Annotated in this window: 16 protein-coding genes; 5 read left to right on the forward strand and 11 right to left on the reverse strand. The window is 66.0% G+C overall.

Features of this window, described 5'->3' with window-relative positions:
- Nucleotides 1-60 precede the first annotated feature (60 nt).
- Genes KA261_02860 through KA261_02880 form a run of 5 tightly spaced genes read left to right on the forward strand, consistent with a single transcriptional unit; the run spans nucleotide 61 to nucleotide 2,733 of the window.
- A complete protein-coding gene (locus KA261_02860; protein ID MBP7696728.1) occupies nucleotides 61-1,062 on the forward strand; it encodes a hypothetical protein in 1,002 nt (333 codons plus the stop codon).
- Nucleotides 1,059-1,538 carry a GAF domain-containing protein gene (locus KA261_02865; GenBank protein ID MBP7696729.1) on the forward strand — a complete coding sequence of 160 codons (480 nt, stop codon included), beginning with the start codon at nucleotides 1,059-1,061 and terminating at the stop codon, nucleotides 1,536-1,538. Before KA261_02860 ends, KA261_02865 begins: the two co-directional genes overlap by 4 nt.
- Nucleotides 1,539-1,589: 51 nt before the next feature.
- Nucleotides 1,590-1,748: a hypothetical protein gene (locus KA261_02870; GenBank protein MBP7696730.1), complete on the forward strand. Its 159-nt coding sequence runs from the start codon at nucleotides 1,590-1,592 to the stop codon at nucleotides 1,746-1,748.
- A 47-nt stretch (nucleotides 1,749-1,795) separates the two neighbouring features.
- Nucleotides 1,796-2,077: a BlaI/MecI/CopY family transcriptional regulator gene (locus tag KA261_02875; protein MBP7696731.1), complete on the forward strand. Its 282-nt coding sequence runs from the start codon at nucleotides 1,796-1,798 to the stop codon at nucleotides 2,075-2,077.
- Nucleotides 2,074-2,733 (forward strand): hypothetical protein, encoded by a 660-nt coding sequence (locus KA261_02880; protein MBP7696732.1) that lies wholly within the window; start codon nucleotides 2,074-2,076, stop codon nucleotides 2,731-2,733. The genes KA261_02875 and KA261_02880 overlap by 4 nt, the downstream gene beginning before the upstream one ends.
- Here the strand turns inward: KA261_02880 and mce are convergent.
- From mce to KA261_02935, 11 genes are all read right to left on the reverse strand, one after another.
- Complete coding sequence (gene mce / locus KA261_02885) at nucleotides 2,720-3,154, reverse strand: methylmalonyl-CoA epimerase (protein MBP7696733.1); 435 nt, start codon at nucleotides 3,152-3,154, stop codon at nucleotides 2,720-2,722. The two genes, KA261_02880 and mce, sit on opposite strands and share 14 nt — an antisense overlap.
- The gene (locus tag KA261_02890; GenBank protein ID MBP7696734.1) at nucleotides 3,154-3,675 is read right to left on the reverse strand and encodes a hypothetical protein; all 522 of its coding nucleotides are present in this window, start codon (nucleotides 3,673-3,675) and stop codon (nucleotides 3,154-3,156) included. Before KA261_02890 ends, mce begins: the two co-directional genes overlap by 1 nt.
- On the reverse strand, nucleotides 3,662-5,236 hold the full coding sequence (locus KA261_02895; protein ID MBP7696735.1) for a methylmalonyl-CoA mutase: 1,575 nt from the start codon (nucleotides 5,234-5,236) through the stop codon (nucleotides 3,662-3,664). The genes KA261_02890 and KA261_02895 overlap by 14 nt, the downstream gene beginning before the upstream one ends.
- A complete protein-coding gene (locus tag KA261_02900; protein MBP7696736.1) occupies nucleotides 5,236-5,748 on the reverse strand; it encodes a hypothetical protein in 513 nt (170 codons plus the stop codon). The genes KA261_02895 and KA261_02900 overlap by 1 nt, the downstream gene beginning before the upstream one ends.
- Nucleotides 5,748-7,280 carry an acetyl-CoA carboxylase biotin carboxylase subunit gene (gene accC, locus KA261_02905; protein ID MBP7696737.1) on the reverse strand — a complete coding sequence of 511 codons (1,533 nt, stop codon included), beginning with the start codon at nucleotides 7,278-7,280 and terminating at the stop codon, nucleotides 5,748-5,750. The genes KA261_02900 and accC overlap by 1 nt, the downstream gene beginning before the upstream one ends.
- Before the next feature lie 12 nt (nucleotides 7,281-7,292).
- Nucleotides 7,293-8,843: an acyl-CoA carboxylase subunit beta gene (locus KA261_02910; GenBank protein ID MBP7696738.1), complete on the reverse strand. Its 1,551-nt coding sequence runs from the start codon at nucleotides 8,841-8,843 to the stop codon at nucleotides 7,293-7,295.
- 70 nt (nucleotides 8,844-8,913) lie between these two features.
- A complete protein-coding gene (locus KA261_02915; protein ID MBP7696739.1) occupies nucleotides 8,914-9,798 on the reverse strand; it encodes a toll/interleukin-1 receptor domain-containing protein in 885 nt (294 codons plus the stop codon).
- A gap of 12 nt (nucleotides 9,799-9,810) precedes the next feature.
- Nucleotides 9,811-10,665, reverse strand: coding sequence for an MBL fold metallo-hydrolase (locus KA261_02920; GenBank protein ID MBP7696740.1), 855 nt, complete (start codon nucleotides 10,663-10,665; stop codon nucleotides 9,811-9,813).
- Nucleotides 10,665-11,810, reverse strand: coding sequence for an acyl-CoA dehydrogenase family protein (locus KA261_02925; protein MBP7696741.1), 1,146 nt, complete (start codon nucleotides 11,808-11,810; stop codon nucleotides 10,665-10,667). The genes KA261_02920 and KA261_02925 overlap by 1 nt, the downstream gene beginning before the upstream one ends.
- A gap of 107 nt (nucleotides 11,811-11,917) precedes the next feature.
- Nucleotides 11,918-12,337 carry a cobalamin B12-binding domain-containing protein gene (locus KA261_02930; GenBank protein MBP7696742.1) on the reverse strand — a complete coding sequence of 140 codons (420 nt, stop codon included), beginning with the start codon at nucleotides 12,335-12,337 and terminating at the stop codon, nucleotides 11,918-11,920.
- Between the two features lie 46 nt (nucleotides 12,338-12,383).
- A complete protein-coding gene (locus tag KA261_02935) occupies nucleotides 12,384-14,081 on the reverse strand; it encodes a methylmalonyl-CoA mutase family protein (protein ID MBP7696743.1) in 1,698 nt (565 codons plus the stop codon).
- Nucleotides 14,082-14,224 lie beyond the last annotated feature (143 nt).

Raw genomic sequence — 14,224 nt, forward strand, 5'->3', positions numbered from 1 at the left:
ACCCGCGCCTCCCGCAAACGGAAGCGGCGCCGGCAGCCGACCCGGACGAGAGGACACCCGATGGCCAGGTACTCCCACCGCGAACGGATCGAAATAATACTGGCGGGCGAGAAACCGGACCGGTTCGCCGGCTCGGCCTGGCGGCACTTTTTCCACATGGAGCACGACGCCGCGCAGACGGCCGAGGCCATGGTGGGCTTTCAGAGAACCTTCGACTGGGACTTCGTCAAGGTCAACCCGCGGGCCGACTACCACGTCGAAGACTGGGGACTCCGCCAGGAGTGGTCGCGGAACGAGTTCCGCAAGCACCGGAAGACGGCTTTCCCGGTCAATCGGCCGGAGGACTGGGAGCGGATCCGCCCCCTCTCCCCCGCCGCGCCGGTGCTGGCGGAACACCTCAGAACGGTGGCGCTGGTGCGCAAGGGGGTGGGCCGGGAGGTGCCGGTGCTGATGACGGTCTTTTCGCCGCTGGCGATTGCGGGGCGGATGGTGCCGGACGGGGCGCTCCTGGCGGCCGAACTGCGGGCGAACCCGGAGCGGATCCACCGGGCGCTGCGGGCCATCACCGAGACTTTCCGGGCGTACGCGGCAGAAATCCGCAACGCCGGGGCGGACGGGCTGTTTTTCGCCACCACCCAGTGGGCCTCGCGGCAGACGATCTCCTGGGCGGAGTACGAAGCCTTCGGCATACCCTACGACCGCGAGGTGCTCCGGGCAACCGAAGCCGACGCCCTCAACCTGCTCCACGTGTGCGGGAGCGAGAACTACCTCCGGGAGCTGGCGGCCGCGGACTACCCCTGCCGGCTGTACAACTGGGACGCCGACGATCCGACCAACCTTCCGCTCGACAAGGCGTACGACGCGCTGCCGGGGCGGACGCTCGCCGGCGGCATCGACCGCAACGGGTGGTTCCTCCACGCGACGCCGCAGGAGGTGGTTTTCCAGGTGCAGAAACTGATGCGCGCGCACGATGGCGCGCGGGTGGTCCTCGCGCCCGGGTGCGCGGTGGAGCCGGAGGCGCCTCGGGAAAATTACCGCGCCTTTCGGGAGGCGCTGGGATGACGCCCGCTCGGCTTAAGCTGGTGGAGAGCATCCGGACGGCAGCGGCCGACCTGGACTCGGAGACGGCCGTCCTGCGGGCCGCAGCGGAACTGATCGACGGTTACTCGGAAGGCTACCACTGGACGGGGTTCTACCTGTTGCGGGACGGGGTGCTCGAGGTGGGGCCGTACGTGGGGCCGCCGACGCCGCACACGCGGATTGCGCTGCACCAGGGAATCTGCGGCGCGGCGGCATCGCAGAAGAAATCGATCGTGGTGGACGACGTGCACGCCGACCCGCGGTTTCTCGCATGCTCGCTGACGACGCGGTCGGAGATCGTGGTGCCGCTCCTGGAGGGCGGGGAGTGCCTGGGGGAAATCGATATCGACTCGAATCATCCCGCGTTTTTCACGGCCGAGGACCGCGAGATGCTGGAAGCGGCGGCGGCGGTCGTGGCGGCGCGGCTGGCGGAAATCCGGGGGCGGCGGCCGGCCTGAAACGGCGCCGCGCCCGGACGGGATCGAACACCGTAAGCAGGAGAGGTCGGCATGTTTATCGGATTGCTGCTGGTCGTGCTCGGACTGCTCATGCTCCTGGACCGTCTCGGGTACATCCAGGGCGACATCTGGGGGTATTTCTGGCCGCTGGCGTTGGTGGCGCTGGGTCTGTCGATGGTCGTGACGCACCGGCGCAAGGAGAAACGCTGACGGCGGGCGGGCATTTCCATTTTGACCCGCGGGGGCGCGGGCTCGAGGTGTTCCTGGGACCGACCGAGGCGCAGCTCATGGACCTGGCCTGGGAGCGGGAGAGCCTCACGGTCAAGCAGGCGCTGTTTCTCCTGGGAGAGAGCGACGGGCGGGCGTACACGACGATCATGACGGTGCTGAACCGGCTGGCCGAAAAGGGGCTGCTCTCGCGGCGCAAAGCCGGCCGGGGGTTCATCTACGCGGCCGCGAAGAGCCGGGAGGAATTCATCGGTGAGCGGGTGCGGATCGTCCGGGAGGTCCTCCGCAAGAATTTCGCAGGGGACGCATGATCCTCGCTCTCGTCGCGGTGCTGGCGCTGGCGGTGGCGGGCAACCGCTTCGTCAGCCTCCCCGACTCCGTCACGCTGCCGGCCCCCGGGGGCTGGCGGGTGCTGGGCGAGCCGGCGTCGTATCCGGCGGTGCTGCACAACGAAGCAAGCGGGGCGCGGCTGCTAGTCTTTGAGACCCGCCTCGACCCGGGGGAACGGATCGGCGGGGCGGCCGATTTCCAGGTCTCGGTCAGCCGGATGATCGACAGCGTGGTCCTCCAAATGCCGAACGCCGTGCTGCTGACGAGCACGGGGCAGCAGGCAGAGAACCGGGCCGAATTCGCGGTCGAGTTCCAGACGATCGACACGGCGACGGGGGCGGCGGTGTACCACCGGCTGGCGGGGATCCTCTACCGCCATCCCGACGGATCGCAGCTCCTGTTCAGCCTGTGGGCGCAGGCCCCGCCCGGGGCGGACGCGGCGCTGCGGGCGGAGCTGGAGCGGATGCAGTCGGGTTTCCGCTACAACGGGCCGCAGGAGGCGCAGGTATTTGCGCCGGCGCGCTCCGATATGCAGTGGTTTCTCGTCTTCCTCATCGGAGCGGCGGCGGTGGTGCTGTTCTTGCGGCAGCGGCGGCGCCTCGCGCGGGCGGCGCCCGAGCCGCCTAGAGCGCCGTAGGGTGTTCCTCCAGTTCGAGCAGGACGCCGTGGCTGCCGGCCGGGTGGACGAAGGCGATGCGGTTTCCCTCGGCGCCGCAGCGGGGAGTCTCGTCGATGAGTCTCGCCCCGGCCGCTTTCAGTTCGGCCAGTTTGCGCTCGATGTCCGCGACATAGAGGCAGATGTGGTGGAGGCCCTCGCCGCGTTTGGCGATGAATTTGGCCACCGGGCTGTCGTCGGAGACGGGGGCGACCAGTTCGATGCGGCCGCCGCCGTGGCCGGGAGCGCCTTCCCCCCCGGAGAAGATCGCGACTCTCACTTTCTGGTCGGGGACGTCCACAATGACGGGGGCCGCGCCGCCGGTGAGGAGGCGGTACCGGGCGACGGCGGCGTCGAGGTCGGCGACCGCGATGCCGACGTGGGAGATCATGTCTGAAGCCATCAGTTTCCGGACTCCTTCTTGGCGGCCTCAATCGCGGCGTTGCGAACGCTGTCGAAAGCGGCCTGGTCTTTCAGTCGGGAGATCGTCGGTTTGATCCACTTCCCCTGGTGCCAGTAGAGCGTGACCTTGTCATCGATCACCGATTTCCGCCCGGCGTTGTCGAAGTGAACGAGCACGCGGGCGACGGCCGAGTCGCCGAGGCGCTCCACCGAGGTCACCTCGATGCGGACGAGGGAGTCGGCCGAGGCGTTCGCGATATAGGGCTGCGTGACGTAGTCGTCGAAGGTGCGCTCCTCACGCAGGTATTCGAACTCGTTTTCCCAGAGGCCGGACTTGTCGTCGTAGCGCAGGCGGTCGAAGACGGCGTTCATCTGGACCTCGAGCTGCTTATCCAGGGTCAGGGAATCGGCCCCGGCGGCCGCGGCCGAGTCGGCCGTGTCGGTGTCGCTTTGGCCGCCGCAGCCGACGAGGGCCAGGAGCGCGCCGGCGAACGCCAGGCGGCGGAGCTTAAAGGTTTTCATGGTACTCACCCCATACCTCGCGGAAGATGTCGGAGATTTCGCCGACAGTGGCGTAGTGGGCGACGGCGTCGATGATCGGTTCGACCACGTTCTTGTTCTGCCGGGCGGCGTCGCGCACGGCGGCCAGCGATTCGGCGACGGCTTTGCGGTCGCGGGTCGCTTTGAGTTTGGCCAGTTCCCGGACCTGGTTGCGTTCCAGTTCGGGATCGACCCTGAGGACGGCCGGGATACCGGGGCTGTGCGAGGTGAACTCGTTGACGCCGACGACGATCTGGCGGCGGGTCTCGACGCGGCGCTGGAAGTCGTAGGCGGCGGCGGCGATTTCGTCGCGGAAATACCCGTTCTCAATGCAGGCGACTGCGCCGCCGCGCGACTCGATCTCGGCCAGGAGCGCCCGGATGCGTTTGTCCATCGCGGCCGTCAGGTACTCGATGTAGTAAGAGCCGCCGAGCGGGTCGACGGTGGCGGCGGCCCCGGATTCGTGGGCGATGATCTGCTGGGTGCGCAGGGCGATCTCCACCGACTTCTCGGTCGGCAGGCCGAGAGCCTCATCGTACGAGTTCGTGTGCAGCGACTGGGTGCCGCCGAGAACGCCGGCGAGGGCCTGGATGGCTGTGCGCACGATGTTGTTCTCGGGCTGTTGGGCGGTGAGGGTGGAACCGCCGGTCTGCGTGTGGAACCGCAGGAGCATCGACTTTTCATCCCGGGAACGGAAGCGGTCGCGGACGAGCTCGGCCCAGATCTGCCGGGCGGCGCGGAATTTCGCCACCTCCTCGAAGAGGTCGTTGTGGGCGGCGAAGAAAAACGACAGGCGCGGCGCGAAGTCGTCGATCGACAAGCCGGCGGCGAGCGCCGCCTCGACATAGGCGACGGCGTTGGCCAGGGTGAAGGCAACCTCCTGCGCCGCGGTCGAGCCCGCCTCCCGGATGTGGTACCCGGAAATCGAGATCGTGTTGTACTTCGGCAGGTGCTTCGCCGCGTAGGCGAAGATGTCGGTGATGATCTTCATCGAGGGTTTCGGCGGCAGGATGTAGGTGCCGCGGGCGATGAATTCCTTGAGCACGTCGTTCTGAACAGTGCCGGAGAGCTGCGCCGCGGGCACGCCCTGCTTGCGGCCGACGGCGATGTACATGGCGAGCAGGATGACGGCCGGGGCGTTGATGGTCATGGAGGTGGAGACCTTGTCCAGCGGGATGCCGTCGAAGAGCTTCTCCATGTCGGCGAGCGAGTCAATGGCGACTCCCGTGCGGCCCACCTCGCCGGCGGCCATGGGGTGGTCGGAATCGTAGCCGATCTGGGTGGCGAGGTCGAAGGCGACCGAGAGGCCGGTCTGCCCGCGCTGGAGGAGGTACTTGAAACGGCGGTTGGTTTCGGCGGCGGTGCCGAAGCCGGCGTACTGGCGCATGGTCCAGAGGCGGCCGCGGTACATGGTCGGGTAGACGCCGCGGGTGAACGGGTACTCGCCGGCGTGCCGGGGACCGGGGGCAGCGGGCGCGTCGGCGGCCGTCGCCGTGACCGGAATGGGAATCCCCGAGGTGGTCAGTTTCGTATCGTCAGACATCACGCGAACTCCAGGAGTTTGTCGTTTTTCTCGACCGACTTGCCGGGGGCGACGAAGACGGTCTTGACGGTTCCCTCCCCCTGCGCCTTGATGATATTTTCCATTTTCATGGCCTCGATGATGAGCAGGGGCTGGCTCCTGCGGACGATCTCCCCCGGCCGGACTTTGACTTCCAGCACCAGGCCGGGCATGGCGGCGCGCAGAACGCGGTCGATCTCGGCGCCGGAGCGGATGCCGGCGGTCTTGCGCAACTGCGCGAGGTGGTAGTCCTCAATGGTGACCGGGATTTCCATGCCGTGGACGAAGAGCGTCTTCTTGGTGTCGTAGGCGTTCGCCCGGACATCGACCTCGAGCGATTCGTTGTCGATGAGGACGAGCGCCCGGCTGGGACCGAGGAGGTGGGTGATGATTTCGCGGGGACGGCCGTTGCACAGCAGGCGCCCCGACTGCATGCTGGGGTCAAGGGAAATGTCGAATTCCCGGCCGTCGACAGTAATGAGATAGCGGCGCATCAGCGGCTCCCGCTGAACGGTTTGAGGACGGAGCGGCGGTGGACGAGCACCCAGTTGGAGGGGGCCGCGCCGCCGCGCGCGTTGTTCTGGACAATAATCGTGCGCTCGCGGGCGGCTGTCTCGAGAGCGGCCGCGATCGCGATCTGCTCGCGGAGCTTGTCATCGAGGACGAGGTAGTTGTTCTCCGGAAATTCCTCCTCGAGGAAGCGCGTGGAGAGGTCGCCGGCGAGAAATTTCGGGTTGCGCAGGACGGCGCGGTGGAACTCGATCGTGCTCTGGACGCCGCCGATGCGGTATTCCACGAGAGCCCGGCCGGCGCGCCGGATGGCTTCGTCGCGGTCGCGCCCCCAGACGATCAGCTTGGCGATGATCGGGTCGTAGTAGACCGGGATTTCCGAGTAGACGACCACGCCGGAGTCAACCCGCACGCCGGGGCCGGAGGGAGCGCGGTAGTTGCGGAGGGTGCCGGTCGAGGGGAGGAAGCCCTCCTCGGGGTCCTCGGCGTAGATGCGGCACTCGAGGGCGTGGCCGTGCAGGCGGATGTCCTCCTGCCGCCAGCGCAACCGCTCCCCTTCCGCAACCGCGATCTGTTCGGCGACGAGATCGATGCCGGTCACCATCTCGGTCACCGGGTGCTCGACCTGGAGACGGGTGTTGACCTCGAGGAAGTAGAAGGAGCGGTCCCGGTCGACGAGGAATTCGACGGTGCCGGCGCCGACATAGCCGCTCTCCCGGGCGAGGCGGACCGCGGCGTCGCCCATGCGCGCCCGCAGCTCGGGGGTCATCATCGGCGAGGGGGACTCCTCGATCACTTTCTGGTGGCGGCGCTGGATGGAGCATTCGCGCTCGAAAAGATGGACGGCGTTGCCGTGCCGGTCGCAGAGGATCTGGATTTCGACGTGGCGCGGCCGGGCAAGGTATTTTTCGATGTACACGCGGCCGTCGCCGAAGGCCGATTTCGCCTCGCGGGAGGCGCTTTCGAGAGCCTCGGCGAACTCGCCGGGGGCGGCGACGATGCGCATGCCTTTGCCCCCGCCGCCGGCGGCGGCCTTGACGAGGATCGGAAAACCGATTTGGCGCGCGGCGGCGAGCGCCTCTTCCCCGCCGGCGCCGTCGAGTCGGGCGCCGGGCGTGACCGGCAGACCGGCTCTCTGCGCCACCTCGCGGGCCGCGAGTTTGTCGCCGAGCAGGGCGATGGTCTCGGGGGCCGGACCGATGAAGACGAGGCCGGCCGCGACCACCTTGCGGGCGAAGTCGGCGTTCTCGGCCAAAAAGCCGTAGCCGGGGTGGATGGCGTCGGCCCCGGCGCGGCGGGCGGCGGCGATGATGTTCTCATGGACCAGGTAGCTCTCGGCGGCCGGGGAGGGACCGATGTGGTAGGCCTCGTCGGCCATGCGTACGTGGAGGGCGGCGTGGTCGCAGTCGGAGTAGACGGCGACCGATCCGATGCCGAGGTCGTGGCAGGCGCGGATGACGCGGACGGCGATTTCGCCGCGGTTGGCGACGAGGATTTTGCGGATCTTGCGGGTCATGGTCCTCTCCGGCTACAGCGGTATATTCCCGTGCTTCTTCGGCGGGTTGCTGTCTTTCTTCGTCGCCAGCATCTCGAACGCCCGGATGAGGCGCGGGCGGGTCGTCTTCGGCTCGATCACATCGTCGATGTAGCCGCGCGAGGCGGCAATGTAGGGATTGGCGAATTTCTCGCGGTACATCTCGGTCTGGCGCTGGGTCTCGAGCTCGGGGCTGGAGGCGTCGGCGATCTGCTTGCGGAAGATGATCTCGACGGCGCCCTTGGGGCCCATGACGGCGATCTCGGCCGTCGGCCAGGCGTAGTTCATGTCGCCGCGGACGTGTTTGGAATTCATGACGTCGTAGGCGCCACCGTAGGCTTTGCGGGTGATGACGGTGACTTTGGGCACGGTGGCCTCGCAGTAGGCATAGAGGAGTTTGGCGCCGTTGACGATGATGCCGTTGTGTTCCTGGTCGGTGCCGGGCAGGAAACCGGGGACGTCTTCGAAAGTGAGGATGGGGATGTTGAAGCAGTCGCAGAAGCGGATGAAGCGCGCGCCTTTGCGCGAGGAGTTGATGTCGAGCACGCCGGCGAGCACGGCCGGCTGGTTGGCGACAATGCCGATCGAGCGCCCGCCGAGGTGGGCGAAACCGACGATGATGTTCGGGGCGAAGTCCTCGTGGACCTCGAAAAACGAACCCTGGTCGACAATGCGGGCGATGACCTCTTTCATGTCGTAGGGCTGGTTGGGGTTGTCGGGAACGAGAGTGTTGAGGAGATCGTCCTCGCGCCCCGGCGGGTCGGCACACTCGGCGACGGGCGGGTCCTCGCAGTTGTTCTGGGGGATGTACTCGAGCAGCCGCTTGATCTTCGCGATCGTGTCGGCCTCGTTGTCGCAGGCGAAGTGGGCGACCCCGGACCGGCTCGCATGGACCGCCGCGCCGCCGAGGTCCTCGGAGGTGACCTCCTCGTGGGTGACCGTCTTGACCACGTTGGGGCCGGTAACGAACATGTAGGAGGTGCCTTTGGTCATGAGGGTGAAGTCGGTGATGGCGGGGCTGTAGACGGCGCCCCCGGCGCAGGGACCGAGGATGGCCGAGATCTGCGGCACGACGCCCGAGGCGAGGGTGTTGCGCAGGAAGATGTCGGCGTAGCCGCCGAGCGAGACGACGCCCTCCTGGATGCGGGCGCCGCCCGAGTCGTTGAGGCCGATGACCGGGGCGCCGACTTTCATGGCCATGTCCATGACCTTGCAGATCTTCTCGGCGTGGGCCTCGGAGAGGGAGCCTCCGAAGACGGTGAAATCCTGGCTGAAGATGTAGACGAGGCGGCCGTGGACCTTGCCGCAGCCCGTGATGACGCCGTCGCCGAGGATGCGCTGTTTGTCGAGGCCGAAATCGCTCGAGCGGTGGGTGACGAACATGTCGAATTCCTCGAACGAGTTCGGGTCGCAGAGGAGTTCGATCCGCTCGCGGGCGGTCAGTTTGCCCTTGGCGTGCTGGGCGTCGATGCGCTCCTGGCCGCCGCCGAGGCGGGCCTCGCGGCGCGCCGCCTCCAGGCGCTGGAGTCTGTCTTCAATGGACATGGCGTTCACTCTCGCTCTAGACTATGCCGAATACCGCTTGTTTTCAGTCTCTTTGCACCGGAAGTGACAATCAATCAAGCCCTTCCAACGCATCGTCAATGCGCTCTTGCTCGTCGCTCTCTTGCCTGACTCTGTCTCGATACTCGCGCTCTTGCTTCACGAGCGAGTCCCGGTATTTCTGATTGGAAGCCGCAACGTCTTGCCTGATATCGTCGAAATGGTATTGCCTCACCTCATACAAAGCACATCGGACAACTATGCGGTCTTCCTCAACACGCGCCTTGCGCCACATCGTATGCCGAGGATGGGCCCGCTCCTCGTCGAAGATGGATTTCCAGCCAGCGGGAGGAGTGACGGACAGTATGAAGGGCACATCATAAAGCGCAAGCCCACCACCGACGTCATCAATCCGCTTAACGTTACCTCTATCCACGCCCAAGACCGTGATATCGGGGAAGTAATGAAGAACATCTTCTGGGTGCTTCACTACTTGAACCTGGCTAGCTAACCCGGTCGTTGCCTCAGACGCCTGCGGGTTCGATATAGCTTCGGGCAGTTCACTGATTCCGATAGCTCTTAACAGGAGCCTAAACGGCTCCTCGAAGTCTGACGGGCTTCGAAAGTCGGCATACACCTTCCCTTGGAGTACAGGGGGGATTTGACAATCATCAATGACGATTGGCAACACTACGGTGCGCCGATCCTCAATTTCCTTGCTCATGCCCTTGTTCATCTCGACCTGAACCCATCTGGAGTCGACAGAGTTTCTTGATAGCACGACCACCATGAACTTGGAATCAGAGATGCCCTTCGAGACTCTCTCAGCCAAGTAATCGCCTACGTTGATTTCTTTTTCATCGATCCAAACATCTATCGCTTGCTTGGTCAGCTCGGCTGCTAATCCTCTTACGAAGGGCTTGTCTTTGGAGCTGTGGCAAAGAAACACCGTCGGCATTATCCCCTCCATTTATCGATGACGTTGGCGATACTGTTCAACAGACCTCGCCACTGTCCGAGTCCCCTCCATGGCCAGCGTGGCCAGCGGCATGGCCGTGTCGTGGTCGACAGCGAGAATGACGCCCTCGGCGACGATGCGCGGCAGCAGCCTGAGCTTGACCGCCATGGTCTCCAGCGGGTAGAGGTCGGCGGCCGGGACGTAGGCGGGTTTCAGGTGCGCGGCCGTGGGAAACAGGTCGGCGTAGTACCAGACTTTCCGCCCGCCGCCCTCGATCTCCAGGCCGAAGTGTCCCTCGGTGTGGCCGCCGGTGGGGACGGCGCGCAGGCCCTCGCTCAGGACCGTGTCCCCCTCGATGAACTGCACCTGTCCGGCGTCGGCGAGCGCCTGCAGGCGTTCGGGGCTGTAGACGGCGGCGGTGCGCTCGTTGGGGTGCATGGCGGCCTCCCATTCGCGTCGGTGGGCGACGTACACGGCCCCGGGAAAGCGCGGGACGAAGCGGCCGTCGGCGCGCCGGACGGCGCCGGCGGCATGGTCGGTGTGGAGGTGGCTCAGGACGACGCGGGTGACGTCGGCGGGGGCCAGCCCGAGGCCGGCCAGGCCCTCCTCAAGGCCCGAGGCCGACTCGACGCCGTAGATCTTCTCCTCGCGCGGGGTGAGGGTGTCGCCGAAACCGGCGTCGAAGAGCGTCACAGCCCCGCGGCCGCGCAGCACAAACAGGTTGGTCACCATCGCAATCCGATTCTCGCCATCCGCCGGCAGGAGGGTCTGCCAGATCGCCTTGGGGACGACCCCGAACATACTCCCTCCGTCGAGGCGAAACCGCCGTTCGACGAAGGGAGTGATGTCGCAATCGCCCAGGCGCATTACCGTCCGATCACATTGCCCGCGATGACCAGGCGCTGGACCTCGGAGGTTCCCTCGTAGATTTCGAGCACGCGCTGGTCGCGGTAGAATTTCTCGATGTGGGAGAACTCGCCGATGTAGCCATAGCCGCCGTGGATCTGCATGGCCCGGTCGACACAGAAGCGGGCGGTCTCGGAGCAGTAGAGCTTGGCCATGGAGGCCTCCAGCCCGAACGATTCGCCGGCGTCCTGCAGTTTAGCGGCGTGGTAGGTCAGGTGGCGGGCCGCCGCCAGGCGGGTGGCCATGTCGGCAATCATCCACTGGATCGCCTGCAGCTTGGCGATCGGCGCGCCGAAGGCCTCGCGCTTCTTCGCGTAGGCCACGGCCTCATCGAGCATCCGCTGGGCGATGCCGACGCCCTGGGCGGCCACGCCGACACGGGCCGAGTCGAGGGTGGTCATGGCGTAGCGGAAACCCTTGCCGAACTCGCCGAGCAGGTTCTCTTTGGGGACAAAGACGTTCTTGAGGTGGATGCCGCCGGTGGTCGCCGCGCGCATCCCCATTTTCTGCCGGAGGGTGCGGGCCTGCCAGCCGGGCTGCTTGAGATCGTCGATGATGAAGGCGGAGAGTTTGGGCTTGTCCTTGACCTTGCAGAAAACCACGGCCAGGTCGGCCGCGTCGCCGTGCATGATGAAGATCTTCTCGCCGTTGAGAATGAAGCCGCCGTCCCCCTCGACCGCCTCGGTCTGCTGGTTGGCGGCGTCGGAACCGGCGTTCGGCTCGGTGAGCACGAACGCGGGGATGCGCGCGGCGCGGGCGCAGTCGGGCACATACTTCTTCTTCTGCTGGTCGGAGGCGAAGTGGATGATCGGGTGGGTGGCGAGTTCGCCGACGGCGCAGAGGAGGCCTACGGCCGGGTCGTGGTAGCAGAGCTCCTCCACCAGGGTGATGTACTCGAGGTGCGACTTGCCGGAACCGCCGAGTTCTTTGGGCATGGCGTAGCCGATGAAGCCGGCGGCGCCGATCTTGCGGTAGAGCTCGGTGGGGAAGCGGCGCGGTTCGGGCATCTGGTCGAGTTCGCGCGTGATCGGGTAGATCTCCTTCTCGGCGAACTGCTTGACCTGGTCGCGGACAGCCTGTTGCCGCGGGTCGATATTCCTGTTCATGGGTCCTCCCTGACGGGGTTGTTATAGAGTGACATTGTGCCTGTATTCGCAGGGGGTCATCGGCGGGCCGCCGGGTCGCCGCGGGCGGCCGGCCCTCGGAACCCGGCCTACATGATCTGCTCGCCTTTCTGTTTCTTCGCGACCGCCTCGCGGAGGTACTCGATGGCGGCCTCGGTCGGAGCACCGGGGGTGAAGATCTTGCCGACGCCCATATTCTCGAGCGCGGCTTTGTCGTCCTCCGGGATGATGCCGCCGCCGAAGAGGATGATATCCCCGGCCCCCTTCTTCTTCATTTCCTCGAGAATCGCGGGAAAGAGGGTCATGTGGGCGCCGGAGAGGATGGAGACGCCGATCGCGTCGACATCTTCCTGAATGGCGGCGTCGACGATCATGGGCGGGGTCTGGCGGAGGCCGGTGTAGATAACCTCCATGCCGGCGTCGCGGAGGGCCGCGGCGATGACTTTGATGCCGCGGTCATGGCCGTCGAGGCCGGGTTTCGCAAGCAGGACGCGGATTTTGTCTGGCATACCTGAATCTCTCTGTCGTAAGGCTCGTGTAGCTTTTCCGCCGAGTTCAGCTCGGCATCATGGCCGCCTGGGACTCGACCCACTCCCCCCACTCCTGCCGGAGGACGTCGCACATCTCCCCCACGCTCGCGTAGGCCCGGGCGCACTCCAGGAGGGCCTCGAAAGTGTTGCCCTGGCCGCGGGCGACCCGGCGCAGAGTCTCGAGGCTCGCTTCGACCCGGGCGCGGTCGCGCTCGGCTTTCACTTTTTTCAGAAAGGCGACCTGGTCGCGCTCGATCTGCGGGTCGATGCGGAGGACGGGGATGTCGATTTCCTCGTTCTCGAGCTGGAAGCGGTTGACGCCGACGATGACGCGCTCGTCGCGTTCGAGTTCCTGCTGGTGGGCATAGGCGGCGCGGGCGATTTCCTGCTGGAAGAAGCCGTCCTCGATGCATTTGAGAACACCGCCGCGCTCGGCGATTTCTCTGAAGTAGGCCTCGGCCCCGGCCTCCATCTGGTCGGTGAGGGCCTCGACGAAGTACGAGCCGGCGAGCGGGTCGATGGTGTTGGCGACGCCGGTTTCGTAGGCGATGATCTGCTGGGTGCGCAGGGCGATCCGGGCGGCCTTCTCCGAGGGCAGCGCGAGCGTCTCATCCATCGAATTCGTATGGAGCGACTGCGTGCCGCCGAGGACGGCCGAGAGTCCCTGGATGGCGACGCGGGCGATGTTGTTCTCGGGCTGCTGGGCGGTCAGCGAGACGCCCGCGGTCTGGGTGTGGAAGCGGAGTTTCCACGAGCGTTCATCCTGCGCCCGGTAGCGCTCGCGCAGGTGGCGCGCCCAGATGCGGCGGGCGGCGCGGTATTTGGCGATCTCCTCGAAGAAGTCGCTGTGGGCGTTGAAGAAGAACGACAGCCGCGGCGCAAACTCATCGACGCCCATCCCCGCCTCGAGGCACGAATCGACGTACTGGAAACCGTCGGCGAGAGTGAACGCCAGCTCCTGCACGGCGGTCGAGCCGGCCTCGCGAATGTGGTAACCGGAGATCGAAATGGTGTTGAATTTCGAAACGTGCCGCGTGCAGTAGGCGATCATGTCGGTTATGAGGCGGAGCGACGGGCGCGGCGGGAAGATGAATTCCTTCTGCGCGATATACTCCTTGAGGATGTCGTTCTGGAGCGTGCCGGTGACCGCGGCGAACGGAACGCCCTGCTTCTCGGCCACCGCGAGGTACATCGCGAGGATCATCGACGCCGGCGAGTTGATGGTCATGGAGGTCGAGACCCGGCCGAGGTCGATGCGGTCGAAGATGATCTCCATATCGGCCAGCGTGTCGACGGCCACCCCGCACTTCCCCACCTCGCCGAGCGAACGGGGGTGGTCGGAATCATACCCCATCAGGGTGGGCAGGTCAAAGGCGGTCGAGAGGCCGGTGCCGCCGTTGGCGAGGATGTAGTGGAAACGCTCGTTGGTCTGCCTGGGGGTGCCCATGCCGGCGAACTGGCGCATGGTCCAGAGCTTGGTCCGGTACAGGGTGTGGTGCACGCCGCGGGTGTAGGGATACTCGCCGGGGAAGCCGAGGTTGCGCCAGAAGTAATCCTCGCGGTCGGCGCCTGCGATGGAATCGGGGGTGTAGAGGTCGTTGATGTCGACGCCGGAGACGGTGAAGAAACGGGGCATGGATTTCTGGGCGCGGTACTTCTCGGCCGTCTGGTCCCAGGTCTGACGGTGGGCCTTGAGCTGGTCGAGAAATTTCTTCAGGAACATGGCCGGCTCACTCCTTCAGGTTACAGTGTTCAAGACTCGAAGATAAGCGGTCGGGCGGGGAAACGCAAGCGGCGCGGGGGAAAATCCGCCCCCGGCGGCGCCGGGAAAGCAAAAGATTCTCATGGGGTTAGCGGCCGGGTCTC

The organism is Candidatus Zixiibacteriota bacterium (assembly GCA_017999435.1).
Lineage (GTDB): Bacteria > Zixibacteria > MSB-5A5 > GN15 > FEB-12 > JAGNLV01.

Bases quoted from the DNA above. Each gene is read 5' to 3' on its own strand.
- KA261_02915 (MBP7696739.1), bottom strand. From the start codon at position 9,798: ATGCCGACGGTGTTTCTTTGCCACAGCTCCAAAGACAAGCCCTTCGTA.
- KA261_02930 (MBP7696742.1), bottom strand. From the start codon at position 12,337: ATGCCAGACAAAATCCGCGTCCTGCTTGCGAAACCCGGCCTCGACGGC.
- KA261_02860 (MBP7696728.1), top strand. From the start codon at position 61: ATGGCCAGGTACTCCCACCGCGAACGGATCGAAATAATACTGGCGGGC.
- KA261_02870 (MBP7696730.1), top strand. From the start codon at position 1,590: ATGTTTATCGGATTGCTGCTGGTCGTGCTCGGACTGCTCATGCTCCTG.
- KA261_02920 (MBP7696740.1), bottom strand. From the start codon at position 10,665: ATGCGCCTGGGCGATTGCGACATCACTCCCTTCGTCGAACGGCGGTTT.
- mce (MBP7696733.1), bottom strand. From the start codon at position 3,154: ATGGCTTCAGACATGATCTCCCACGTCGGCATCGCGGTCGCCGACCTC.
- KA261_02900 (MBP7696736.1), bottom strand. From the start codon at position 5,748: ATGCGCCGCTATCTCATTACTGTCGACGGCCGGGAATTCGACATTTCC.
- KA261_02865 (MBP7696729.1), top strand. From the start codon at position 1,059: ATGACGCCCGCTCGGCTTAAGCTGGTGGAGAGCATCCGGACGGCAGCG.
- KA261_02895 (MBP7696735.1), bottom strand. From the start codon at position 5,236: ATGTCTGACGATACGAAACTGACCACCTCGGGGATTCCCATTCCGGTC.
- KA261_02910 (MBP7696738.1), bottom strand. From the start codon at position 8,843: ATGTCCATTGAAGACAGACTCCAGCGCCTGGAGGCGGCGCGCCGCGAG.
- KA261_02880 (MBP7696732.1), top strand. From the start codon at position 2,074: ATGATCCTCGCTCTCGTCGCGGTGCTGGCGCTGGCGGTGGCGGGCAAC.
- KA261_02935 (MBP7696743.1), bottom strand. From the start codon at position 14,081: ATGTTCCTGAAGAAATTTCTCGACCAGCTCAAGGCCCACCGTCAGACC.
- KA261_02890 (MBP7696734.1), bottom strand. From the start codon at position 3,675: ATGAAAACCTTTAAGCTCCGCCGCCTGGCGTTCGCCGGCGCGCTCCTG.
- accC (MBP7696737.1), bottom strand. From the start codon at position 7,280: ATGACCCGCAAGATCCGCAAAATCCTCGTCGCCAACCGCGGCGAAATC.
- KA261_02925 (MBP7696741.1), bottom strand. From the start codon at position 11,810: ATGAACAGGAATATCGACCCGCGGCAACAGGCTGTCCGCGACCAGGTC.